General features: G+C 63.8%; 18 protein-coding genes. 8 read left to right on the plus strand and 10 right to left on the minus strand.

Annotated elements, in window-relative coordinates:
- Nucleotides 1-10: 10 nt before the first annotated feature.
- Nucleotides 11-856 carry an alpha/beta fold hydrolase gene (locus tag VME63_RS05935; protein WP_325431244.1) on the plus strand — a complete coding sequence of 282 codons (846 nt, stop codon included), beginning with the start codon at nt 11-13 and terminating at the stop codon, nt 854-856.
- 24 nt (nt 857-880) lie between these two features.
- On the opposite strand, the gene VME63_RS05940 is transcribed toward VME63_RS05935, so the two are convergent.
- The 5 genes from VME63_RS05940 to VME63_RS05960 are packed head-to-tail and all read right to left on the minus strand — an operon-like array spanning nt 881 to nt 5,193.
- Nucleotides 881-2,056: an ABC transporter permease gene (locus tag VME63_RS05940; protein ID WP_325431246.1), complete on the minus strand. Its 1,176-nt coding sequence runs from the start codon at nt 2,054-2,056 to the stop codon at nt 881-883.
- A complete protein-coding gene (locus tag VME63_RS05945) occupies nt 2,053-2,787 on the minus strand; it encodes an ATP-binding cassette domain-containing protein (protein WP_325431248.1) in 735 nt (244 codons plus the stop codon). Before VME63_RS05945 ends, VME63_RS05940 begins: the two co-directional genes overlap by 4 nt.
- Nucleotides 2,784-4,355 (minus strand): alpha/beta fold hydrolase, encoded by a 1,572-nt coding sequence (locus VME63_RS05950; protein WP_325431250.1) that lies wholly within the window; start codon nt 4,353-4,355, stop codon nt 2,784-2,786. Before VME63_RS05950 ends, VME63_RS05945 begins: the two co-directional genes overlap by 4 nt.
- Nucleotides 4,356-4,362: 7 nt before the next feature.
- Complete coding sequence (locus VME63_RS05955; protein ID WP_325431251.1) at nt 4,363-4,560, minus strand: helix-turn-helix transcriptional regulator; 198 nt, start codon at nt 4,558-4,560, stop codon at nt 4,363-4,365.
- 33 nt (nt 4,561-4,593) lie between these two features.
- Entirely contained in the window at nt 4,594-5,193 is a 600-nt protein-coding gene (locus tag VME63_RS05960) for a hypothetical protein (RefSeq protein ID WP_325431253.1), read from the minus strand.
- 407 nt (nt 5,194-5,600) lie between these two features.
- Here VME63_RS05960 and VME63_RS05965 point away from each other — a divergent pair, with 407 nt between their 5' ends.
- The 4 genes from VME63_RS05965 to VME63_RS05980 all read left to right on the plus strand — a co-directional run bounded on the left by VME63_RS05965 (nt 5,601) and on the right by VME63_RS05980 (nt 10,862).
- The gene (locus VME63_RS05965; protein ID WP_325431255.1) at nt 5,601-6,164 is read left to right on the plus strand and encodes a fimbrial protein; all 564 of its coding nucleotides are present in this window, start codon (nt 5,601-5,603) and stop codon (nt 6,162-6,164) included.
- Nucleotides 6,165-6,235: 71 nt separating this feature from the next.
- Entirely contained in the window at nt 6,236-6,985 is a 750-nt protein-coding gene (locus tag VME63_RS05970) for a fimbrial biogenesis chaperone (RefSeq protein WP_325431257.1), read from the plus strand.
- Nucleotides 6,982-9,783, plus strand: a complete 2,802-nt coding sequence (locus tag VME63_RS05975; protein WP_325431259.1) for a fimbria/pilus outer membrane usher protein — start codon at nt 6,982-6,984, stop codon at nt 9,781-9,783. Before VME63_RS05970 ends, VME63_RS05975 begins: the two co-directional genes overlap by 4 nt.
- A 50-nt stretch (nt 9,784-9,833) precedes the next feature.
- Nucleotides 9,834-10,862 carry a fimbrial protein gene (locus tag VME63_RS05980; RefSeq protein WP_325431261.1) on the plus strand — a complete coding sequence of 343 codons (1,029 nt, stop codon included), beginning with the start codon at nt 9,834-9,836 and terminating at the stop codon, nt 10,860-10,862.
- Nucleotides 10,863-11,000: 138 nt separating this feature from the next.
- Here the strand turns inward: VME63_RS05980 and VME63_RS05985 are convergent, their stop codons facing one another.
- Entirely contained in the window at nt 11,001-11,420 is a 420-nt protein-coding gene (locus VME63_RS05985) for a hypothetical protein (RefSeq protein ID WP_325431263.1), read from the minus strand.
- 603 nt (nt 11,421-12,023) lie between these two features.
- Nucleotides 12,024-12,770 carry a ferredoxin--NADP reductase gene (locus VME63_RS05990; protein WP_325431265.1) on the minus strand — a complete coding sequence of 249 codons (747 nt, stop codon included), beginning with the start codon at nt 12,768-12,770 and terminating at the stop codon, nt 12,024-12,026.
- Between the two features lie 96 nt (nt 12,771-12,866).
- Between VME63_RS05990 and VME63_RS05995 the strand changes: the two genes are divergently transcribed.
- The 3 genes from VME63_RS05995 to VME63_RS06005 are packed head-to-tail and all read left to right on the plus strand — an operon-like array spanning nt 12,867 to nt 15,345.
- The gene (locus VME63_RS05995) at nt 12,867-13,817 is read left to right on the plus strand and encodes an ABC transporter ATP-binding protein (protein WP_325431267.1); all 951 of its coding nucleotides are present in this window, start codon (nt 12,867-12,869) and stop codon (nt 13,815-13,817) included.
- A 5-nt stretch (nt 13,818-13,822) separates the two neighbouring features.
- A complete protein-coding gene (locus tag VME63_RS06000; protein ID WP_325431297.1) occupies nt 13,823-14,593 on the plus strand; it encodes an ABC transporter permease in 771 nt (256 codons plus the stop codon).
- A 32-nt stretch (nt 14,594-14,625) separates the two neighbouring features.
- Nucleotides 14,626-15,345 carry a pseudouridine synthase gene (locus VME63_RS06005; protein WP_325431269.1) on the plus strand — a complete coding sequence of 240 codons (720 nt, stop codon included), beginning with the start codon at nt 14,626-14,628 and terminating at the stop codon, nt 15,343-15,345.
- 96 nt (nt 15,346-15,441) lie between these two features.
- On the opposite strand, the gene VME63_RS06010 is transcribed toward VME63_RS06005, so the two are convergent.
- From VME63_RS06010 to gspD, 3 genes are all read right to left on the minus strand, one after another.
- Nucleotides 15,442-18,006, minus strand: a complete 2,565-nt coding sequence (locus VME63_RS06010; protein WP_325431271.1) for a PKD domain-containing protein — start codon at nt 18,004-18,006, stop codon at nt 15,442-15,444.
- An 838-nt stretch (nt 18,007-18,844) separates the two neighbouring features.
- The gene (hrpB, locus tag VME63_RS06015) at nt 18,845-21,349 is read right to left on the minus strand and encodes an ATP-dependent helicase HrpB (RefSeq protein ID WP_325431273.1); all 2,505 of its coding nucleotides are present in this window, start codon (nt 21,347-21,349) and stop codon (nt 18,845-18,847) included.
- Nucleotides 21,350-21,503: 154 nt separating this feature from the next.
- On the minus strand, nt 21,504-23,924 hold the full coding sequence (gspD, locus tag VME63_RS06020; protein ID WP_325431275.1) for a type II secretion system secretin GspD: 2,421 nt from the start codon (nt 23,922-23,924) through the stop codon (nt 21,504-21,506).
- Between the last annotated feature and the right edge of the window lies 1 nt (nt 23,925).

Here is a 23,925-nt window from a genome sequence, read left to right on the forward strand (position 1 = left end):
GGATGTCCGCGTGAGTACGCCGGTCGAGCAACGCATCGAACTTGGCCCCCTTCCATGCCTGACCGCGTTGATCTGGGGCGATACGCAAGCGCCGCCGCTGCTCGCCTTGCACGGCTGGCTGGACAACGCCGGCAGCTACGCGTATCTCGCACCGATCCTTGCGCGGCACTGGCGCGTCATCGCGCTGGAACTGCCCGGCCATGGCCACTCGGCGCATCTTCCGCCCGGCGCGAGCTACCACTACCTGGATTACGTCGGCGCGGTGCTTGCCGCCATCGGCGCGCTCAAGCTCGAACGCTTCGCCCTGCTCGCCCATTCGCTGGGCGCCGGCATCGCCTCGCTGGTCGCGGCGGCGGCGCCCCGTTACATCGAACATCTCTACCTTATCGAGGGCCTGGGCCCGCTGGGCGACGACGGCGCGCATACGCTGCAGCGCTTTCGCGACGCATTCGCCACCACGGGCAGCGGCAAAGCGCTGCGCTTGTTCCGGGATGTCGAGCAGGCGATCAGTGCGCGCGTCCTGGCCAGCGGATTGCGCGCGGACCTGGCGCGCCCGATCGTCGAGCGCGGACTGCTGGAGACGGAAGACGGCTGGCGCTGGCGCAGCGATTCGCGCCTGACCCGCCCCAGCGCCATGCGCATGGCCGAAAGCCAGCTTGGTGCGCTGCTTGCCGGGATCGAGGCGCCTACCTCGCTGCTGCTTTCGCGGCCGACCACGCCCTACCTGCCCGACGCGCTGATGCAGGCGCGCGCCGCCCAGGTGGCACGCATCCGCGTCGCGCACATGGACGGCGGTCACCACCTGCATCTGGAACATCCACAGGCCGTGGCGGACTGGCTGCACCACGCGCGGTGAACGCGGTGCAGCCTGCGCCATGATTCAAGCGGAAATCGCCAGGCGCTCCGAACGATAGACCGCCGCCGTCGCCACCGTCGCCAGCACGGCCACGACCAGGCCCGACGCCACGCACACCGACACCTGCATCGCGCTCAGCGGCTCGCCACGCAACAGTTGCGTGATGCCCACTTGCTGGCCCAGCAGCGGCACCATGAACATCCACGACGCCACCTTCACCGGCAGCACGCTGAGCAGGAAGGTGGGGATCGCCGGCACCATCATCAGCATCGACAGATAGCTCTGCGCCTCGCGATAGCTCTTGGCAAACGCGGCCACCAGCGTCTGCAGCGCGGCAATCAGTATCACCAGCGGCAGCATGATCAACAGCACCTGCATGGCAAAGGGCAGGCCCAGATTCATCGCCATGCCCAGCTTTTCGGTGGGGATCGCCTTGCCGCACAGGCCATAGCCGATGATGCTGATCAGCAGGCTCGCCAGGGAAAACACGCAGATCGCCCCCAGCTTGCCGAGCAGGAATTTCCAGCGCGGCACCGGATTGGCAAACAGCGGCTCCAGCGACTGGCGTTCGCGCTCGCCGGCGGTAAGGTCGATGGCCAGGTACATGCCGCCGATGAACACCGCCAGCACAAAGAAATACGGCAGGATCGAAAACATCTGCCCCGCGCGCGACTGCGGCGTGGACTGGTCGCGATCGGCCACCGACACCGGCGCCATCATGGTCGGCGACAGGCCGCGCGCCACCAGGCGCATGGCCCCTTCATGGCGGCCATAGCTTTCGAGCATGCCGCGCAGGCGATCGATGGAGCCGCCGGTTTCGCGTTGCGAGGAGTCGTAAATCATCTCCACCTGCGAGGTTTCGCCGTTGCGCCAGGCTTTGCCGAAATCGCTTGGGATGCGCAGCACGACGTCGGCATCCTGGTCGCGCACCACCGCCTGCGGATTGGCCACCGCCGGCAACGGCACCAGGCCTTCCTGCTTGAGCGCATCGACCAGATTCGGCGCGTACTGCGCACCGATCACCGGAATGCGCAGCGGCTGGTCGGCCTTGTTCAACTCGCGCGTGATCACCGTGTTCATCATCAATGCGAAGATGAAAGGCCCGATCAGCGGACCGAACAACAAGGCGCTGCCGAGCGTGCGGCGGTCGCGCAGGTTTTCGCGCACTTCCTTGAGAAACACCGTCAGCATCGTATTCATGCGGCCAATCCCTCATCGCTACCGATGATCTTCACGAAGGCATCCTCCAGGTTCACCTGGCCTGTCTGCGCGCGCAGCGCATCGGGTGTTTCGTCCGCCACTACGCGACCGTGCGCAATCACTATGATGCGATCGCACAGCGCGGCCACTTCCTGCATGATGTGGCTTGAAAACAGCACGCAACGTCCCTCGTCCTTCAGGCGGCGCATGAACTGGCGCAGGCCGCGCGTGGCCATTACGTCCAGGCCGTTGGTCGGCTCATCCAGGATCACGTTCTTCGGATCGTGCACCAGCGCGCGGGCGATCGCGGTTTTCACGCGCTGGCCCTGCGAGAAGCCTTCGGCGCGGCGGTCGGCGATGTCTTCCATCTCCAGCGCCTTGATCAGCTGTTCGCGCCGGGTGTTGATCAGCGCATCGTCCATGCCTTGCAGGCGCGCGAAATAGTCGATGTTTTCGCGCGCGCTCAGGCGCTTGTACAAACCGCGTGCGTCGGGCAGCACGCCCAGTTGGCGGCGCACGGCCTGCGCGTCGCGCGCGGCGTCGATGCCATCGACCAGCACCTGGCCGCGATCGGGATTCATCAGGGTGTAGAGCATGCGCAGGGTGGTGGTCTTGCCCGCGCCGTTGGGGCCGAGCAGGCCGGTGATTTCGCCGTCGCGCGCGACGAAGCTTACGCCGTCCACGGCTTTCACATCGCCGAAGTGCTTGTAGAGATCCTTGACTTCGATCATGGCAACGCTCCGTTGAAATCGATGAACGCCGGCGTGTCGCCGAGCTTGTCCAGGCAGCTGGCGTCGAGGTGTTTGGGATCGGGCTGGTCGATGAACTTGCCCAGCAGTCGCGGCATGCAGCCGCGCGCAAGCAGCGAGTGGCCCTGGCCCTTGAAGATCAGCTGGCGCCCATTGGCGAGCCCCGGCAGGATTTGCTGGCCGTAGCGCGGCGGCGTCACCGGATCGAATTGACCGGACAGGATCAGGATCGGTTTGTCGCTGATCAGCGGAGCATGGAAGTCGGCCGGGCGCGCGCCGTGCGGCCACACATCGCATTGCGCCTTGAGTGCATCGATCAAATGATTGCCCAGGATGGTGTGCTCGTCCTGCGGCCGCGGCTGCAGCAGGTCGGCGTCTTCGCTGCAGATCACGCTCATCGACATGCCGTTGTTCATGTCGCCGCTCAAGTCGCCGTTGAGCAGCTTGGCCTGGCCCAGCAGCGGACCTACGTCGCCATGCGCGGCTTCGTTGATCGACAGCGGCAGCAGCGCCGCCGTCTCCGGCTGATAGGCGAACATGCGCACCACGCTCGCCAGCGAGAATTCGCTGAGCGGACGCACCACCGTTTCGTAGGTTTGCGGATCGCGAAAGCTCACCGTGTGCGGATTGGCGCGCAGCGCGTCGCGCAGCTGATACAGCGTTTGCATCGAATCGCCAAAACGCTGCTTGCATGGGGCCACAGCCGCGCAAGCGGCGAAATCCAGCTTCAAGGCATCGTCGAGGTTGGCGGCGAAATCCTCGCCGAGCACAACCTGGTTCGGCACCGCCGAATCGAGCACCACGCTGCGCACGCTGTCCGGATAGTGCCGCAGATACTGCTGCGCCATCCGCGTGCCGTAGGACACGCCGACCAGATCCAGCTGCGGCGAGCCCAGCGCCTTGCGCACGTCTTCCAGATCCTGCGCGGCGATGGTGGTGGTGTAGTAGCGCGGATCGGCCTTGCGCTCGACCTCCTCCAGACAGGCCGCGACATCCTTGCGCAACTTGTCCAGGTCGAGCGTCATGGTGTTTTGGTCGGACTTCTCTTGTGCTTGCTCGCAACTGAGCGGATTGGAACCGCCGGTGCCGCGCTGATCCAGCAGGATGACGTCATGGTGCTTGAGCACTTGTGCGAACGCGCCGGCTTCCACCACCCACGATTCGGTGGCCGCTTCGCCCGGTCCGCCCGCCAACAGCACGGCCATGTCCGGCTGCGGCACCTGTGCGTCGCTGCGCGCGATGGCCAGCCTCAAGCCGATGCGGCGGCTGTGCGGATCGTCGCGGTTCTCCGGCACCTGGAAAGTCGTGCACCAGGCATGCGCGGTAGCGCCGCTGCCCGGGCGGCCCAGTTCGCACGGCTTGAAGGTGAGCGAGCCGCGCTGCCAGCTGCGCACTGGCGCGGGCGTGTTCGCGGGCGCCGCGGCCATGTGCGTGCCGGCGTCGTCCTGGCCCGGCGGCGGCCCGCCGTGATGCCAGTGCTGGTAGGCCAGCACACCGAGCACCGCCACTGCGACGACGATGCGAAAAACGGTTCTTCCTTGCATGGCCATATCGCCCTTACTCCTCTCCAGGTACGAAAATCATCTCGATCGTCATGCCGAACAGGCGTGCGATCTTGAACGCCAGCGGCAAGCTCGGGTCGTATTTGCCGGTCTCGATGGCATTGACGGTTTGTCGCGAAACATCCAGTTGCTGCGCCAGGTCGGCCTGCGACCAGCCGCGTTCGCTGCGCAGTTCGCGCATGAGGTTATTCATGTCGATCGATACCCGGGACGATGCCGCGCGTGTTCACGGGTGACGGGCCCGGCGCTTGAGCCATTGCCGCAAGGCCACGACCAAGCCCACCAGAAAGATGCCTGCGCCGGTGCCGTAGATGAAACCGAGGCGGTACCCCTCCAGCCCCTGCGGATGCAGCGCCGCCATCAGCAGCACCACGCCACCGACCAATAGAAAGCGCAGCCACGGCCAAATGCTCAGCTCGTCGTCGCACGAAGGGCCGCCGTAGTTGCGCAGCACCCGCCAGCGTGTGGCGCCGTAGCTGAACATCATCACGGGAAACACCCAGATCAGGATCGAGCCGTCGAGCTTGACCACGCCCGAGATGCTGAGAAACCCGCCGGCCAAGCTGAGCGCCCCCACCACACCCATCGCTACGCCCAGCGCGATCAGGTGCGTGCGCTGCTCCAGCTCGTCGCTGGCGCGGATGCGCCGCGCCAGCTGGCCCAGCACATAGATCACCGGCAACGCCGGCGCCACCCCCAGCAACACCTTCAGCGGGTAGCTGCCGGTGTTGCGCACCATCGGCCAGATGTACAGCAGAAACGCCGAGTAGACCCCCATGGCGGCCAGTACTCGCCACTCGTATTGCTTTTGTGAAAAGCGCCGCATGAATCCCTCCCCGGATGCGTGTAAAGCGTGCTTGACATCAGACTAGGCCTGATGCCCGTCCGTGTCAAGCGTACTTTACAAATTAACCGGTAGCGGCCGCTGATGGGGTTGCAGGGGGACCAACTGCGTCACTTTTTGACAGCCCACCCCTGAAATTATGTGACGCACATCACGGAGTTTTCTGATTGAATGTCAACGTTCTCTGAAAAAAATGTAAGCCCAGTGCTCAGATTTAATCGAGTGCCGGGGAGAATGTGATGGGGATCACTCTTTGGCTCGATTGTTGCTCAACCCTTTTCACGCAAGGCGTGGGCCGGCCCGTGAAGGGGCGGGAAAACGCCAGGCCCACGCAAGCGCTTCACCGAACGCTGCAACCTTAATACACACGCTAACCTAAGGAATTTGCAATGAAAAAGACCCTACTCACCGCTGCATTGCTGGCTGTCGTCGGCGTTGCCGCGGTTGTGCCGCAGGTCCAGGCTGCCAACACCAGCTCGGGCACCATCACCTTCTCGGGCTCGCTGACCGCGTCCACCTGCACCGTGCTGGTCAACGGTGGCTCTTCCACCGCCACCGTCACGCTGCCGACCACCCCGCTGGTCAATGGCGTGCTGGCCAGCTCCGGCACCTCGGCTGGCTGGACGCCGGTCACGCTCACGCTGAGCGGCTGCACCTCGCTGACCGGCTACACCAAGGTGTTCCCGTATTTCTCGGGCACCGGCATCGACAGCACCACCGGCTACCTGACCAACACCGGCACGGCCACCAACGTGGAAGTCGCACTGTCCAACACCAACAGCCTGACCAACGTGCTGACGCTGCAGGGTGCTTCGGGCGCCCAGAACGCCGGCACGCAGTTGCTGTCGGCCACCACTCCGACCTTCAGCTACTACGCCGGCTACGTGGCCACGGGTGCGGCGACGGCCGGTGGTGTGACTGCCACCGTGCAGTACACCCTGAACTACCAGTAATCGACGCAACACCTCGCTGCTGCGGCCGGAGTTCCGGCCGCAGCGTATCCACCCACCGGTTCGAGACCCCCATGAAGAATCCGATCCGCGCCCTGGCCGCGGCGCTGCTGGCCACTGGTTGCCTGGTTTCAAGCGCCTACGCCAACGTCATCATCGGCGGTACGCGAGTGATCTTCCCGGCGCAGAACGGCGAAGTGACGGTGCGCCTGACCAACCAGAATCCGACTCCGGCGCTGGTGGAGGCCTGGATCGACAGCGGCGATGCGAAGTCCACGCCGGACAAAGTGAATACGCCGTTCCTGATCACGCCCCCGCTGTTTCGCATGGAGCCCAACCGCGACCAGAGCCTGCGCATCCTGTTCACGCATAGCGAACAGCCGCTGCCGACCGACCGCGAGACGGTGTTCTGGCTCAACGTGCTGGAAGTTCCGCCCAAGCCCAGTGGCCCGCAGTTCCAGGACAAGAATTACATCCAGCTGGCGATCCGTTCGCGGCTGAAACTCTTCTATCGTCCCGCCGGCCTGGCGGGCGATCCGCTGAAGGCCCCAAGTCAACTGAGCTTCAAGGTGTCCGCCGACGCCGGCACGGTTGCGCTGGTGGTGCACAATCCCACCCCCTACTACGTCACCATCGGCCAGATTTCGGTGGACGTCGGCGGCGTTGCGCACAAAGCGGAAACCGGCATGGTGGCCCCGCTCTCCAACTTGCGCCTGGCCATCAAGGACCTCAAGCAGGCCCCGGCCGCCGGTAGCGCGGTCAAATACGACTGCATCGACGACTACGGCGCCGACTCCGTCCTCAAGGGCACCGTGTCGCCATGATCATTGGGCGTGCCTCACGCCAATCCAGCCAAACCTGGCATGTGGCATGCCGGCGCGCACTGCTGTGCGCCGGCATTGCGACGGCCTTGATGAGCTGGGCTGGTGTGTCGCGCGCGGCCGCCGCCAATGGCGCGGATGCATCGGCCAGCCCCGCCGCAACCGGCGGCTCTGACGCCAGCGCCAGCGGCGGCTCGGTCGACTTCGATCGCAACCTGTTGTCCGGTTCCGGCCAGAACACCACAGACCTGTCGCGCTTCGAACACGGCAACCCCACCCCTGCCGGCAATTACAATTCGGACGTCTATCTCAACGGTGGATGGGTCGCACGCGGCAACATTCGCCTGGCGTCGGCGTCGGTAAAAGAGAGCGCCGTTCCCTGTGTGGACGACAAATTGCTCGACATGCTCGGTCTGCATCCGGCCAAGCTGTCCGATGCGACGCTGGCGCAATTGAAAGACCCCACGGCCTGCGTAAGCATCAACGACGTAATCCAGGGCGCCACCATGTCGTTCGACATGACGGAGCTGCGCCTGGATGTGAGCGTGCCGCAGGCCTACATGAACCAGATGCCGCGCGGCTACGTCAGCCCCGAGTACTGGGATGCCGGCGTACCGGCCGCGATCCTGAACTACAACTTCGACAGTTACCGCAGCACCAACGACGGGCAGTCGCAGACCACCTCGTACCTGGGCCTCAACAGCGGCCTCAACCTCGGGCCCTGGCATCTGCGCGAAGACGCCACGGTGAACTGGGTGTCGGCCACACCCTCCACCCCGGCACGTCGCCAGTGGCAGAACATCGAAACCTATATCCAGCGCGACCTACCCTCGATGCGCGCACTGCTCACCATCGGCGACAGCTACACCGATGGCGCGGTGTTCGACAGCTACGGCATCCGCGGCGTGCAGTTGGGCACCGACGATCGCATGCTGCCGCAATCGCTGCAGGGTTACGCGCCGATCATCCGTGGCGTAGCCAACACCAATGCCAGGGTCACCGTGCGCCAGAACGGCGTGCAGATCTACCAGACTACCGTGGCACCGGGTCCGTTCCAGATCAGCGACCTGTATCCCACCGGCTACGGCGGCAGCCTGGATGTGACGGTGACCGAAGCCGACGGCCACGTCACGACCTACTCCGTACCGTATGCCTCGGTAGCCCAACTGCTGCGTCCAGGCATCACCCGTTTCGACATCGCGGTGGGCCAGCTGCGCGACGCCACGATTTCCGACAAGCCCGACGTGGTGCAGGCCACGGTGCAGCATGGCTTCAACAATCTGCTGACCGGCTACGCCGGCCTGGTGGGTTCGCAGGGTTATGTGGCTGCGCTGATCGGCACGGCGATCGACACACGCTTCGGCGCGCTGGCGGTGGACCTGACCCAGGCCAATACGCATATCCCCGGCTACTCCAATCAGTCCGGGCAGAGCATGCGCATCACCTACAGCAAGATCATCCCGTCAACGAACACGACGCTCTCGGTGGCTGCTTATCGCTACTCCACCGGCGGCTTCTTCAGCCTCACCCAGGCCGCGCAGGCTCGCGACTATGTGCGCCAGGGCATCAACGCTTTCGATTACGTGCCCCCGTCGACGGTGCCTACAATCGATGGCGTGCCGGAAGTGAGCGTGCTCACGCCAGCCCAGCAGGCTGCGCTCAACGGCAGCGCGTTCACCACCAATCCGATTCTTTCGGCCACCGGCGTCGAGCGCCAGCGCAACAACTTCACGCTGTCGCTCAGCCAGCGCCTGGGCCAGAACGGTGGCTCGATCTATACCAACCTCACTGCCAGCGACTACTGGAACAGCAACCATCCCTCCACGCAGTTCCAGGTCGGCTACAACAATCATTTCCACCGCCTGAACTTCGGCATTTCCGCCACGCGCTCGGTCGATCCGACCGGACGCTATGACAACGAATTCTTCCTCAACTTCAGCCTGCCGCTGGGTGACAGCCCGCACGCGCCGACCTTCATGCTCAACCTCACGCATGACCAGACCACCGGCTCGCAGGATCAGGCGATCGTGAACGGTACGCTCGGTTCGATCAATCAGTTCAACTATGGTGCCACCGCAACGCACAGCAGCGACGGTGGCGGCAATTCGGGCAGCGTGAATGTGGGGTATCGCAGTCCCTACGCCGTGTTCAACGCCAGCTACAGCGATGGCAGCGGCTTCTCGCAGGCGTCCGTGGGCGCGACCGGCGTGATCGTCGCACATCCGGGTGGCGTCACCTTCGGCCAGCCGACCGGCGACACCATCGGCATCGTCTATGTGCCGGGTGCCTCGGGTGCGCAACTGCAGAATGCGCCGGGTGCGCGCGTCGACCATTTCGGCTACGCGGTGGTGCCTTACCTCACCCCGTACAACCTCAATACTGTGCAGATCGACCCCAAGGGCTTGCCGCTGGACGTGCAGTTGGATGCCACCAGCGCACAGGTGGCGCCGTACGAGGGCGCGGTGGTAATACTGAAGTTCAAGACCGAGAATGGCCGCGCGCTGATCGTGCACGCCACGATGGAAAACGGCGAACCGCTGCCGTTCGGCGCGGAAGTATTTAACGAGAAGGGAACCTCGCTGGGCGTGGTTGGCCAGGGCGGACAGATCCTGGTGCGCGGCGTCAATCAGGCGGGCCAGTTGAGCGTGCGCTGGGACGACAATGGTGAGGCACAATCGTGCTCGTTCACCTATAAGCTCGGTCCCCGCGTCAAGGGCAAGAAGGTTAACGCTTACCAAGAGATCCAAGCAACTTGCACGCGTACCAACGCGGTCGCACAAGTCACGAGGAACGGTACATGATGCGTCGTTTGTTCAAGCTTGCTCCACGGTGCATCCCGTTCCTCGCCTGCATGTTGCTGGCGACGGTGTCGACAAGTTGGTCGCCACGCGCCGAGGCCTTTCCAAGAAACAACCCCACCTGCACGTCCTCCGGCTCGGCGACGCTCACCTTTCCCTCCAGCGTGAGTATCCCGACTAACGCGGCAGTAGGGGCCACGCTGGCCTCGGGCAACGCCACCATTACGTTTACCTGCCAGAACATTCCGGCCAGCACGGCCGGCGCGTTCATCCAGGCAGGCCAGTATTTGGCCACCCTGGATCCCACCAATAATACGAACGGCCCAGGCATCACCTTCGCGACCGGCGTCGCCGGCCTCGCCGTGGTGGTCAACGGCAGCCCCGTCGCCACCTCAAGCAACGCGTGCCTCCTCTGCGGCCCCACCAGTACGGCAGGCTATCAGCCTGGATCCGTGGCGAGCGGTACCGGCACGGTCACCGCCAACTACACGGCGACGCTGATCAAGACCGGCCCCATCGCCGTCGGCAACATCGCCTCGATCAATTTGATTCCGTTCTGGTGGTACATCCCCGGGGATGGCACCTACGGCACCAGCATAAGCTTGAATACCAACCTCATTCTGCCGGCGATCACCGTGACAACCCCCAGTTGCACGATCGCTACCGGCTATGTGAGCCAGTCCGTGATCTTGCCGGGCGTACCGATCACATCGATGACGACGGCGGGTCAAGTGAACGGTAGAACCGCTTTCAACATCGGCATCTCCGGTTGTCCCTCGACGGTAAGTGCAGTAACGGTCTACTTTTATGGCGCAAACATCGATGCCAATACCGGCAACCTGGTCAATAACGGCACAGCCCAAAATGTCGAGGTGCAGTTGTTGAACGGTACCGGCGGCAGCGCCACGCCATTCTCGGCCATCAATCTTAGCGGCGCCCAGGCGACGGCCCAGAATTCATCGGCATACAACGTCAGCGGCGGCGTTGCGATGTTGAACTACTACGCGCAATACATCGCTACGGGAGCCACGACCGCGGGCACCGTCAGCACCAGCGTAACGTTCGTGATCGCCTACCCATAAGGACGATGGAGCAGCATCGCAGTGTTTGCGCTGCGATGCTTGTTCGCAGCCGGTATCACCCTGCTGGATGAAGTCATCGGCGATCAGTGCAACAAAAAGCTCAAGTTATTCGAGTCGTTGACCGATAACTTTCAGGCGTCACTCGTAAGTCTGGGTGACCAGTACCGGATCGGCACCGCTGGGTTGGGCAGCACGGACGTAGTTGGCGAAGTAGTTGAGCACCTGATCAGGTTCTGCGCTCGACAAATGCACAACGCTGGCGCTGTAGGTCCGCGATACGTTGTCCGGCGTCGCGCTCGAACCGGAACAGCTTTGCTGATACCGCTGCCGCGCCTGGGCGGCGCGAGTGACCGCACTCACCAGATCCGGCGCCGTCGAGATATTGCAGGTCGGCTCGACCAGCGCGCCGACGAACGTGATGGTTCCACCTGCAAAGCTTCCACCTTTCGCGGCCTCGTGCTCGGTCGTGACGTTGCCGCCCGCCCTCGCGACAGACGACGCGAACATCATCGCAACCGAACAAGCCACCAAAGCTAACCCACGCTGCCCACGCATCATGCTGCCCTCCACCGGCGCCCACGCGTATCGCGGGGACCTGTAGGCACCAATCGGCCGCGGCGCGCCAGCCTTAAGAGGCTCTGCCGAAGGCAGTTACCAAAGTGAGAAATTCATCACACTATTCGTGTGAATCGGCCGTCAGAAGATTTACGCGCGGTGGTTTTTCTGGCGTTCGTGTAGCTGGCGTGAAGTCCTTGTGAAACAGCTGCTTGCCTGCATTCACAGGCCGTTGAAAGGCGCGTTGGTCGTCCGTCGTGCGCGCATCCCGCCATCCGGCCGCACTCCGCCAGGTTCAAGGGCAGTTGAACCATCGCGAGCGTAGGCGTTTGGCTGACACGCGTCATGATCATGACGCTGGCGCCGGACCGTCATGTCCGGCACTTTTCTTATCGGCAGAATTTCGGCGCGCTTTAGGGCCTGCTTACAGTATTGGCGTGGCGCGCGCCGGGCGCTGTTTGCTCGCCAGCCAAGGAAGCGTGAAGGCGTGTACGTCCGTGCACGGCCGAGCGACGACGCCGGATGGCGGGCAAACAGACCCGGCCCTGCGGGTTGCGCCAATAGTGTAAAAAGGCCCTGGTGTTTATGAAGAACTTTCGCGCGCGCTCAGCGCGAGGAGATGTATTTCTCGCGACGGATTTGCGGAATCGGCAAGCCACATTCCTTCAGCGCATTGAACGCGGCGTCGACCATGTTGGGATTGCCGCACAGATAAGCGATGTCGCGCTCGGCCGACGGCGCCAGCTCCGCCAGCACGCTTTGCACGTGGCCGTGGCGATCGTGCGGGCGCGGCACCGCGCGTGGCTGGCGGCTCAGGCACCCGTGGAAGGTGAAGCCCGGATGGGCCTGGGCGAAAGCTTCGAATTCCTCGCCGTAGAGCAGCTCCGTCTCGTTGCGCGCGCCGTACAGCAGCACCACTTCGCGCTGCCCCTGCGCCAGCAGTTTCGCCAGCTGCGGCAGCATCGCGCGATACGGCGTGACGCCGGTACCGGTGGCCAGCAGCAAGTAGCGGGGATGGCTGTCGGCATCCTGCAGGCAGAAGCGCCCATACGGGCCGCTGGCGTCGATCGTATCGCCGACCTGCAAGCCGCTGAGCAGCCGGGTGGCCGCGCCGCCGTCCACGTAGCTCACCGCGATCTCGATACGTCCTACCGGCGAGCTGCCGTCGCCGACGCTGGCCACCGAATAGCTGCGCTTGGTGGCGGTGCCGTCGTCGTAATGGAAGTGGATCTGCAGGAACTGCCCGGGGATGAAGGCCAGCGGCTTGCCGTCGACGCGCTCGAACACCAGGTGCCGCACGGTGGGCGCCAGCATGCGGCTGTCGGCGAGGCGGAGGATGAACTGTTCGGCCATGCGGGTATTCCCGGGGAAACGGTGAGTGCGCCGGGATGAACCGGGCGGCGGGGCAAGGCCCGCTATAATAAGGGGCTAGATCAAATGGTGCAGCCCATGTCCCCTACTCCCGCGCTAGTCGTTGAAAACCTGCGCAAAACCTATGGCAACGGCGTCCAGGCCCTCAAAGGCGTCAGCCTGACGGTGCAGCCGGGCGATTTCTTCGCCCTGCTGGGCCCCAACGGCGCCGGCAAATCCACCCTGATCGGCATCCTGTCCTCGCTGGTCAATTCCAGCGAGGGCGATGCGCGGATCTTCGGCGTGTCGGTCAACAAGCGGCGCAACGAAGCGATGAAGCTGATCGGCCTGGTCCCGCAGGAGCTTAACTTCAACCAGTTCGAGAAGCCGTTCGACATCTGCGTGAACGAAGCCGGCTTTTACGGCATCCCCCGCAAGGTCGCCGCCCAGCGCGCCGAGAAGTACCTCAAGGAGTTGCGCCTGTGGGACAAGGCGCAGGACCAGGCGCGCATGCTTTCCGGCGGCATGAAGCGCCGCCTGATGATCGCGCGCGCGATGATGAACGAGCCGCGCCTGCTCATCCTGGACGAGCCTACCGCGGGCGTGGACATCGAGATCCGCCGTTCGATGTGGCAGTTCATCAGCGGCATCAACGCCGCCGGCACCACGGTGATCCTTACCACGCATTACCTGGAAGAAGCCGAACAGCTGTGCCGCAACATCGCGATCATCGATCACGGCACCATCGTGGAAAACACCACGATGAAGAACCTTCTGTCCAAGCTGGACGTGGAAACCTTCGTGTTCGATGTCGCCGACCTGCCGCCGACGCTACCGACCCTGCCCGGCATCACCTTCCGCCGCGTTGACGAGCACACGCTGGAAGCGGAAATGCCGCGCACCCAGCCCATGAACGCGCTGTTCGATGCGTTCGGCACGCACGGCATCACGGTAACCTCGATGCGCAACAAGACCAATCGCCTGGAAGAGCTGTTCGTGCGACTGGTGGAAAACGGCCGGCAAGAGCCGAGCAAGGAGAAAGTGGCGTGAGCAATATGTCCGGCAACCTGGTCGCCCTGCATACCGTCGTGCGACGCGAGATCGTGCGCATCATGCGCATCTGGACGCAGACGCTGATCCCGCCGGCAATCACCATGACGCTGTATTTCGTGGTGTTCGGCAAGCTGATCGGCGGGCGCATCGGCACCATCCAGGGCGGTTTCAGCTATATGCAATACATCGTGCCGGGCCTGGTGATGATGAGCATCATCACCAACAGCTACGGCAACATTTCCAGCTCCTTCTTCGGCGCGAAGTTCCAGCGCTCGGTGGAGGAAATGCTGGTGTCGCCGATGCCGAACTGGGTCATTTTGCTTGGCTACGTCACCGGCGCGGTGGTGCGCGGACTGATCGTGGGCATCCTGGTGCTGCTGATCGCCCTGTTCTTCACCCGGCTGCAGGTGGCGCATCCGGTGATCACCCTGCTCTCGGTACTGCTGGGCGCCACGATCTTTTCGCTGGCCGGCTTCGTCAATGCGATCTATGCCAAGAAATTCGACGATATCGCCCTGGTGCCGACGTTCGTGCTTACGCCGCTGACCTATCTGGGCGGCGTGTTCTACTCGGTGACCATGCTGGGCGAGCCCTGGCAGGCCATTTCGCGCGCCAATCCCATCCTGTACATGGTCAACGCATTCCGTTTCGGCGTGCTGGGCATCAGCGACGTGCGCGTGGACGTGGCATTCGTGGTGATGCTGGGATTTGTGGTGGTGCTGTCGGCCATTGCGCTGAGCCTGCTCAAGCGCGGTGTCGGGCTGCGTTCGTGAGCCTGCACGGGCCGGGCGTCGGGCGCTGACCCATGCGCGTCAACAAATACATCAGCGAAGCGGGCTTGTGCTCGCGCCGCGAGGCGGACGAACTGCTGCTGGCCGGTCGCGTGACCATCAACGGCGAGGTGGTAAGCACGGGCGCCAAGGCGCTGGACGGCGACGAGGTTCGCGTCGATGGCGAAATCGTGCGTGCGCGCCTGCTCGGCAGCACGCCTGCCGCCAAACGCGGGGTCTATATCGCGCTGTATAAGCCGGTGGGCATCACCTGTACCACCGACCAGGGCGTGGAAGGCAACATCATCGATTTCGTCGACCACCAGGAACGCATCTTCCCGGTCGGGCGGTTGGACAAGGATTCTGAAGGGCTGATCCTGCTGACCAGCAACGGCGACATCGTCAACGAGATCCTGCGCGCGGAGAACCACCACGAGAAAGAATACCTGGTCGCGGTCAACAAGCCCGTCACCGAGGAGTTCCTCGCCGGCATGGCGCGCGGCGTGCGTATCCGCGGTCAGCTGACCAGGCCCTGCCGCACGCGCAAGATCGCCAAGTTCGGCTTCGGCATCGTGCTGACCCAGGGCCTGAACCGGCAGATCCGCCTGATGGCGGCCGCGTTCGGCTACCGGGTGACGCAGCTGCGCCGCGTGCGCATCATCAACGTCAAGCTCGGCCACTTGAAACCGGGCCAGTGGCGCAACCTCACCGACGCGGAACTGAAAGGCCTGCTGCCCCAGCGCACGCAATGGTGAAGCAACGTACATCGCTCAAAACCCGACGAGCCCGGCCGCCAGCGGCCGGGCTTTTTCATGCATGGCAAGACGCGCGTCCCTGCGCGTCGCACCCACTCAGAACGTCAGGCTCCAACTGTTCAAGGTGCCGTAGTCGCCGTAGTACTCCGGATCGTTGTCGATCACTTTCAGCTTCCACGTACCGTTGCCCTTCACCGACGAAGCATTCACCGTGAAGGTCTTGTTGATGTTGCCGTTGTTTTCGTAGTTCGGCTGCTGCAGCACCGCGTAGTCGCCGTTCGGTGCGTATAGCACGATCTCCAGATCGCCCGACCAGTTGTGCGTGATGTTGACATGCACCTTCAGGTTCGACGGCGCATTGCCCGGCTCGCCCGTCACGGCGATGTTGCTGGTGATGGTGGCATTGTCGTTGATCACCACCGGCGTGTTGTTGCTGAACACGCCCGAGCCGCCGCCGCTGCTGCTCACCGTCACCGCATTGCTGGCGGTGCTGGTGGCGCCGGTGTTGTCGGTCACCGTCAACGAGACGGTGTAGGTGCCGGCCGAAGCGTAGGTATGGCTGGGGCTGGCCGAGGTGGACGTGCTGCCGTCGCCGAAGTTCCACGCATACGCGTCGATGGTGCCGCCGGTATCGGTGGAAGTGTTGGTAAAGGCCACCGTCAGGCCGCTTGCACTGTCGGTGAAGCTTGCCGCCGGTGCGCCGCCCGCACTCGAGGACACCGTGACCGAACCGGTCTTGGTGCTGGTGGCGCCGGTGTTGTCCGTCACCGTGAGGCTGACCGTGTAGGTGCCGGCCGCCGCGTAGGTGTGGCTGGGGCTGGCCGAGGTGGCGGTGCTGCCGTCGCCAAAGTTCCACGAGTAGGCATCGATGGTGCCGCCCGTATCGGTGGAGGTGTTGGTAAAGGCCACCGTCAAACCGCTCACCGAATCGGTGAAGCCGGCCACCGGATCGCCGCCGGAGGAACTGCCGCTACCGGCCAGGCTGCTCAGCTGATTGACGATCACGCTGCCCCAACCGCTGGTGTAATCCCAACCGGTCGCTGCGGTCTCACCGGAGTTGTTGCCCGAAGTGATGTCGTGGAACGCCGCCGAATAATTGGCCGAGGACGATTGCGCCACCTTGTACAGCACAGGCGCGGCAAAGCCCAGGCTGGTGCCGTTCGCCTGCAGCACGTGCGCCCACATGCCCACCGCCAGCGGCGCGGCCAGGCTGGTGCCGCCGATCTGCTGGTTCGCCTCGCCATCCACCGTTACCAGCGCGCCGCTGTCCGGGCTCGCGTTGAACGCGATATCCGGCACGCCGCGATAGGTCTGGTTGGTGATGCCCGAGACGCCCTTCTGCCAGCTCGGAATCGGTTCGAACGTGCTCGGGCTGCCGCCGGTGGCACCTTCGTTTTCGCTCAGGTTGTTCCACACGGTTTCGCTCGACCATGTGGTGTTACCCGTGGTGTACAGCTCCGTGCCGCCCACGGCGGTGACGTATTGGGAGCTGGCCGGCCAACTCGGCGTGACGCCGCCGTTGCCGCATTCGTCCGCACCGGAGTCGCCGGCCGAGACGAAGAAGGTCTGGCCTTGCGCCACCGCCTCCTTGAAGGTGGTGTCGTTCGACGCGGCCGAACCATCGGAGTTCGCATCGGTTTCGCATTCGCCCAGCGAGACGTCGATCGCCTTGACGATGTTGTCGGACACGACCTGCGCGTAGTCGGTCTGCAGATCCGCATCGTCCAGCGACGCGGCGACGTAGAAGTAATACTGCGTCACGCCGGTGAAGGCGATGATGTCCTGGCTATCGAGATCCCATTCGCCATCGCCGCTGGTATCGGAGCCGGAGGTGTTGCCTTTCAGCGTCAGCGTGACGCTGGGCAGACCGTTGGCGGAGAGATACGACTTTACGTCGCTTTGCACGTTTTTCATCGAGCCTTCCGATACCGAGCCGATCGCCACGGAAGTGACATTCGGCAGGCCGCTCGCGCCATAGATCACCGGGAAATCGGTGGGGTTGTGGCCCACGGCGCTACCGCTCGCCTGCGGCTTGGTGGCATTCATGTGCGCGATGATCGGATCGGCATAGCGCGCGAACACATGCGCGGTATGCACGTTCTGCATGCCCAGCACCGCGTGAACGATACCCTGCAGATTGGCGGGAATCTTCACGTCGGTGTTGTTGGCATAGGCATCGCGGCCATCGTGCGTCTTGACATGCACGAAGCTGGTGCCGAAGGCGGCTTGCGCGGTATCGGCGTGGCCATCGGCCTGCACGTAGGCGTTGTTGGCGCCGATCTGCACGTTAGTGAAGCCCGCCTTGGTCAAATAGGCGGCCACTTGCTGTGCCTGGTCGGCGGTCGGTGCATATTGCGCGTTGAACTGCGCGCTCGTCAGCGGCTTGAAGCCAGGCTTGGCGATGTAGCTGTCCAGTTGCTGTTCGTTGCGCAACTTCAGTGTAAGCACCACGTGCATGGGCTGCGAAAACGCCAGCGGTCCCACCACCTGGTCGCCTTGGCGCAAGGTTACCGCGGGATGGATGGAGACCAGCGCGGCGCTGGTCGCGCTGGACACTGCATCGCTGCTCGCTATCGGCTGCGCCATGGCGCCCACCGAACCGAGCAGGGAAATGCCCAGCGCGGCGATCAGTGTCTTGATACGTAGATGACTACTCGGCATTGCAAACTCCCCAGGAATTTGGGACACAAAGCGACCCCTATGAGGTCGCAAGTACCCCATCACAGTTAAGTCGCGCACACGCGCGACGCCGTTTGTTTCACCAGATGATGAAGCGACTCCCGAGTCCCGGCTGCTGCTGCTCCCCCTGCGCTCCCACTGCGGACAGTGCCGATGCCACACTCCAATGACGTGCTAACCCCTAACCCTGGCGACGTCATCGCGGAATCATTCGCCACATGCTCCCTGTGACGAATGCCATCGAAAGTATCTGCCGAACAAACCTGCGTCAAGGCGCGCAACAAGAGCGGATGGGCAAAACCAAATCACCTGGAAAGTGCTTGAAACGCGCGCTTTTTCTTCACGAAATTAAACGCATCAACATGCGCGCGCGCTGATATCGATAGCAATGCGCGGGGTGCGTGTCGTCATTTTTGTCATCGCAACGAGAAACGCTTATGTGTCACGCACTTCCCTATCTACGCAGCGTGAAGACGAGGAACGGGTTCACGCGACAGGTGTGATTGGGCGCTCGAAAAAAACTTCGATGAAAACGATGGCATCATCGATATTGCAAGGTTTGCGCAAGTGATCATTGCGCGAGAGGTCATCAAGACTGCACGATGACTTCGCATTCCCACGATCCAAACTTTCACACGTTCGTTTGCGCGAGCACGCCCATCGCCTCGAAAAGCATGAACGGATGCTGACACGCCGCGCGGTTTATCGCGCATGCAGATGCACACCAGGCTCGGCGTGTTGACGCAAACCTGGTGATGCCGGCATGAGGATGCGATTCAATGAAGGTATGGCGTGAACGTTTTGTCGCAGGGCGAATCGATCACGTGCCGCGCGGCTTGGCGCGGTGGGTGGGCGTGGCGGTCCATGGATCGTCCGGCCACGGATGCTTGGGATAGCGCCCCTTCAATTCCTTTTTGACTTCGGGATAAGTGCGCTCCCAGAAGCCTTTCAGATCCTGTGTGACCTGGATCGGCCTTCCCGCCGGCGACAACAAATGCAAGGTGACCGGCACTTTGCCGTTCGCCACACGCGGCGTATCGGCGAGGCCGAACAGTTCCTGCAGCTTCACGGCCAGCACGGGCGGCTCGCCGGGGCTGTATTGGAGGCTACGCACTTGTCCGCTGGGCACGGCCAGGCTGTCGGGTACTTGCGCATCCAATTGCTTGCGCTGGTCGTAGTTGAACTGCGTGGCGAGGGCCTGCGACAGATCGTCGGCGGACAGTGCATCGAGTTTGCGCTTGCCTTGCAGATATGGCGCCAGCCAATCTTCGAGCGTATCAAGCAGGCGCGCATCGGAGACGTCGGGCAGGCCAAGCTCGGGCATCCATGAGCCGAGCGATTGCATGCGCAGGCGCAGGCGCCGCGCCGATTCGGTCCACGGCAGGGCCTCCAGGCCGCGGGCGCGGATCGCCGCCAATAGCGCTGGCACGGCATCTTCTTCCTGCACGGGCACGCTGCGGCGTTCCAGCACGATGGCGGCGAAGCGGCGTTCCTCGAACGCTTCCACGCCTGCGCGCTCGTCGTTCCAACGCACGTGGCGCACGCGCTGGAAGTGTTGCGGGTAATCGCTTTCCAGCACGCGTGGATCGAGCGGTGCGGCGGCAAGGATCAGGCTGTCGCGGGCTTCGTGACGCAGATCCAGCACTACCAGCCACGGCTCGCCCAGCAGTGCGGTCTGCTCGTGCAGACGCGCGCCGCGGCCGTTGGACAAGGTATAGCGCAAGGGATTGTTATCGTCCTGCCGTGCGATGCGGTCGGGAAACGCATGCAGCAGCAGATCGCCCACGGCATGGCTGTGCGGCACGCCGCTCGCCGCGCTGCGTACCTCCAGGCGACGCCGCCAACCCTTGCTGGCCTGCTCGATCGCCGCCAGCGCACCCGCATCCGCGCCGCCACCCTGCCCGCTGGCACTGCGGCGATCGCGCCACGCGTGCAGAGTCGCCACGCGCACGCGGAAATCATCGCTGCGCGCGAGTTCGCCGCGCAGCGGCGAGCGTGCTTCCATCAAGGCCAACAGATCCGCCACCAGTGCAAGCAACGTTTCCGGCGCGCGCAACGCGGCGGCACCGAGGCGCGGCGTGGCACCCAGTTCAAGCATGCGGCGACCGAGCGGCGCGATACGCTGCTGCGCATCGAGCGCGCCCAGGCGCGTCAGCAGTTCGCGCGCCTGCGCCAACGCGCCTGCAGGCGGGGGATCGAGCCACGGTAGCTGCGCGCTACCCCACGCAGCCAGTTCCAATGCCAGGCCCGACAACTCCGCCTGCGCGATCTCCGCCGTGCGCGACGGATCCAGCCGGCGGCTTTGTGCCCACAGCCGGTACGCGGTGCCTTCCGCGACACGCCCTGCACGACCGGCGCGCTGATCGGCCGACGCCTGCGAAATCGCCACCGTTTCCAGCCGCGTGAATCCGGTGTTGGGGTCAAAGCGCGGCTCGCGCGCCAAACCCGTATCGATCACCGCGCGAATGCCCGGCAGCGTGACGCTGGATTCGGCGACATTGGTGGCGAGCACGATGCGCCGTACGCCTTCTTCGCCCGGCGACAGAGCAAGCTGCTGCTCGGCCAGCGAGAGCTCGCCGTGCAACGCCACGATCTCGACACCATCCTGGGGCAGGCTTTGCGACAGGATGCCTTGCACGCGCGCAATCTCCCGGCGCCCGGGCAAAAACGCCAGGATGTCACCGGCGTTTTCGCCCAGCGCCTGACGCGCCACGCGCGCCAGGTGATGTTCCACACTTTCCTGCGTACGCGCCGGCGGATAGTCGATCCGCACCGGAAAACTGCGCCCGGGACTGCTGAGCCGCGGCGCATCCAGCCATTGCGCGATGCGCTCGCCATCGAGCGTGGCCGACATCACCACGATGCGCAGATCCGGTCGCAAGGTGTGCTGGATATCCAGCGCCAGTGCAGCCCCCAGATCGCCGGCCAAGTGCCGTTCGTGGAATTCGTCGAACAGGATCGCACCGATGCCGGACAGCTCCGGGTCGTCCTGGATCAGCCGCGTGAGAATGCCCTCGGTGACCACTTCAATGCGCGTGGCCGCACTGACTTTCGATTCAAAGCGGATGCGGTAGCCCACGGTTTGCCCGATCGGCTCGCCCAACTGCTGCGCCATGAACTGCGCCGCCGCCCGCGCCGCGATCCGGCGCGGCTCCAGCATCACGATCTTCCTGCCCTCCAGCCACGGCGCGCCGAGCAACGCCAACGGCACTTGGGTGGTCTTGCCTGCACCGGGCGGCGCTTCCAGCACCAGGCGCGGTTGCGCGGCCAGTGAGGTGCGGATTTCAGGCAATAAAGAAGTGATCGGAAACATCGGCGCGTTCATGCGCACGATCATAAATGGAGGTGCAGATGCCGACCATCCATGGTCGGAACCGCACCGGGCTACTGATCTCCCAAAAGTAGCCCGGCGAGCCTGTTCATTTAGTATCTAAGCCAGGTCGGTTGAATCGCTAAACGGCGTCATGTAAACGCGCTTGTTACTGCTTGAGCGGATAGGTCACCGGGTTTGGCTTTGGCGCGGTGGCGGGCGGAAGATTGGCACGCAGCGGCGCCAGTGATTCAAAGCCGTTCTGGTAATCGTCGGTGATCTGTTTGGCGTCGTCGCTGTCGGTGATGACGCGCGGCGTGATCAGCACGATCAACTCGGTGCGACTTTTTTGCTTGCCTGTAGAGCCGAACAGCTTGCCAAGGATCGGGATGTCGCTGAGCCACGGAACGCCCTGACCTGTATCTGAGTTCTGCTGCTGAATCAGGCCACCGAGCAGCACCGTCTGGCCGTTCTGCACACCCAGCTGCGTGGCGATCTGGCGCTGCTGAATCGTGTAATTGCCCTGGCTGTTGGCGTTACCGGTGGTGGAGCTGACTTGCTGATCGATATTGAGGTAGACCAGACCGCCCGGATTCACGCGCGGTTGCACATCCAGGATGATGCCGGTGGGAATGTATTCCACCTGGCCTACGGTGGTGGAAGTGGAGGTGGTGCCAAGCCCCGTGTAATAGGTCTGGTTGACCGGTATCTGGTTGCCCACCTCGATGTGCGCCACCTGGTTATTGAGCACCACCAGAGAAGGTGCCGACAGGGTCTTGGTATTGCCGCTGCTCTCCAGTGCGTTGAGCGCGACCTGGAATTTTCCATTTGAACTCAGGAACGAATAGAAGAACGGTTGCCCGCTATACGTGTTGGTAGAGTTGCTGTTACTGCCGCCACCGAGCGCAATCATGCGGTGCGAGTAGGGATTGCCCGGCGTGTACGAAGTTGTGCCGCTGCTACTGGTGCTATTGGACCCGCCCGCCAATCCCTGCAAATACCACTGCACGCCGTATTCAAGATCACCGGTCAGATCCACTTCAAACACGCGCGTCTCGATCTGCACCTGCAACGGCGCCTTGTCGAGCTGCTTGATTGCGCCGAGGATTTCGTTCCATTGCGCGGGGCGCGCGCGCACCAGTAGCTGGTTGTTGGCATCCACCGAGCTGATGCGGATGCTGCCGTCCTTGGAGCTGTAGCCCTGGTCCTGGCTTTTGCCGTTGGCCAGGCCGCCGTTCAAGCCCACGCCGCTGACGCCGGTGCCGCCGCCGATGCCGCCGGTGGAACTGCTGCCAAACGCACTGCTGCTGCCGGTGCTTGAGAGCGGGCTGCTGCCGGTGCTGCCCAGACCATTGCTGAGCCCGCCGGTGGTGGAGCTGCCGAAGCTGCCGGCGGTGCTGCCCATGCCGCTGGACGAGCCCGACGCGTTGTTGCCGATGCCCAGCGTGGTAGCACCGCCGGCACCAGGCGCCACGCTGCCACCGCGATCGCTGCTGCCGTTGGCGCCGCCATCGGCGTAGATCTGCGCCAGGTAGTGCGCGAGATCCGACGCGCTGATGTTGCGCACGTCGTAGACGTACAGCTGCGGATCGTTGCCGCCGCCTAAGTCGATCTTGGTGATCCAGTCGCCCACTTCGCGCAGATAGCTCGGCTGGGTGCTGATCACCACCAGCGCGTTGGTGCGCTTGATCGGGATGAAGCGCAGCAGGCCGGCCAGCGGTGTATCACCCTTGGGGCCGAACATGCTATCCAGCTGCGGCATCAGGTCTTCGACGCTGGCGTGCTGCAGGTTGAACACGCCAACCGACATGCCGCGCAGCCAATCGACGTCGAAAGTGCGCACGGTGCGTTCGTAGTTGGCCAGTTCGTCCGGCGTGCCCGCTACCACGATGACGTTGCGCGCGTTATCCACCAGCAGGATCGAATCGGGCCGCGCGAACGGCTTGAGCAGCTTTTGCATCTGGTCGGCGGCGATGTAATGCAGCGGGAACAGCCGCGCCTGCAAACCACCCGATGGCGCCACCGCACCCAGGCTGGGCGCGACGTTGCCCTGCACGGCATCCTTCTCCGGCATCACCACATAGCGGCCGTTGGTCTTGATCAGTGCGTTGTGCGTCCAGGACAGCAGCGTCTCCAGGATCGGAATGGCCTGGCTGCTGTCCACCGGTTCGGACGTGGAGAAGGAAATATTGCCTTGCACGCCGGGCACGATGGTGTAGTTCTGCTGCAGCAGGTCGCCCAGGATCGCCTTCACCACCGCCTGCACCGGCTGGTTCTCGAAGTTGAAGGTGACCGCGCCGCTGCCACCCGCCGCCGGACGCGGCGTGGTCAATGCGGTGGGCCGCACGAACTCGCCGCTGCCGGTGCTGATGCTGGCCACCGGCGGTGCCGCGGTGCCGGTGCTGGGATTGCTATTGAGCGACTGCGGCTGCGGCGCGGGTTTCTCCGTACCGGCCACGGCCTCGCGTTCCAGCGAGAGGTCCGGCTTGGTCAGCGGCTTGGTGTTGGAGCATCCGCTCAGGAAGACGGCCAGCGCGATGGCGCTGACCTGCAGGCCGGTTCGGTAAAGCTGCGCGCGCGTGTGTGACATG

The organism is Dyella sp., assembly GCF_035503745.1.
GTDB lineage: Bacteria > Pseudomonadota > Gammaproteobacteria > Xanthomonadales > Rhodanobacteraceae > Dyella_B.

Excerpts from the sequence above, each read along its gene's own strand:
- VME63_RS05940 (WP_325431246.1), bottom strand. The coding sequence starts at position 2,056 with ATGAATACGATGCTGACGGTGTTTCTCAAGGAAGTGCGCGAAAACCTG.
- VME63_RS05945 (WP_325431248.1), bottom strand. The coding sequence starts at position 2,787 with ATGATCGAAGTCAAGGATCTCTACAAGCACTTCGGCGATGTGAAAGCC.
- VME63_RS05950 (WP_325431250.1), bottom strand. The coding sequence starts at position 4,355 with ATGGCCATGCAAGGAAGAACCGTTTTTCGCATCGTCGTCGCAGTGGCG.
- VME63_RS05955 (WP_325431251.1), bottom strand. The coding sequence starts at position 4,560 with ATGAATAACCTCATGCGCGAACTGCGCAGCGAACGCGGCTGGTCGCAG.
- VME63_RS05960 (WP_325431253.1), bottom strand. The coding sequence starts at position 5,193 with ATGCGGCGCTTTTCACAAAAGCAATACGAGTGGCGAGTACTGGCCGCC.
- VME63_RS05965 (WP_325431255.1), top strand. The coding sequence starts at position 5,601 with ATGAAAAAGACCCTACTCACCGCTGCATTGCTGGCTGTCGTCGGCGTT.
- VME63_RS05970 (WP_325431257.1), top strand. The coding sequence starts at position 6,236 with ATGAAGAATCCGATCCGCGCCCTGGCCGCGGCGCTGCTGGCCACTGGT.
- VME63_RS05975 (WP_325431259.1), top strand. The coding sequence starts at position 6,982 with ATGATCATTGGGCGTGCCTCACGCCAATCCAGCCAAACCTGGCATGTG.
- VME63_RS05980 (WP_325431261.1), top strand. The coding sequence starts at position 9,834 with ATGTTGCTGGCGACGGTGTCGACAAGTTGGTCGCCACGCGCCGAGGCC.
- VME63_RS05985 (WP_325431263.1), bottom strand. The coding sequence starts at position 11,420 with ATGATGCGTGGGCAGCGTGGGTTAGCTTTGGTGGCTTGTTCGGTTGCG.
- VME63_RS05990 (WP_325431265.1), bottom strand. The coding sequence starts at position 12,770 with ATGGCCGAACAGTTCATCCTCCGCCTCGCCGACAGCCGCATGCTGGCG.
- VME63_RS05995 (WP_325431267.1), top strand. The coding sequence starts at position 12,867 with ATGTCCCCTACTCCCGCGCTAGTCGTTGAAAACCTGCGCAAAACCTAT.
- VME63_RS06000 (WP_325431297.1), top strand. The coding sequence starts at position 13,823 with ATGTCCGGCAACCTGGTCGCCCTGCATACCGTCGTGCGACGCGAGATC.
- VME63_RS06005 (WP_325431269.1), top strand. The coding sequence starts at position 14,626 with ATGCGCGTCAACAAATACATCAGCGAAGCGGGCTTGTGCTCGCGCCGC.
- VME63_RS06010 (WP_325431271.1), bottom strand. The coding sequence starts at position 18,006 with ATGCCGAGTAGTCATCTACGTATCAAGACACTGATCGCCGCGCTGGGC.
- hrpB (WP_325431273.1), bottom strand. The coding sequence starts at position 21,349 with ATGAACGCGCCGATGTTTCCGATCACTTCTTTATTGCCTGAAATCCGC.
- gspD (WP_325431275.1), bottom strand. The coding sequence starts at position 23,924 with ATGTCACACACGCGCGCGCAGCTTTACCGAACCGGCCTGCAGGTCAGC.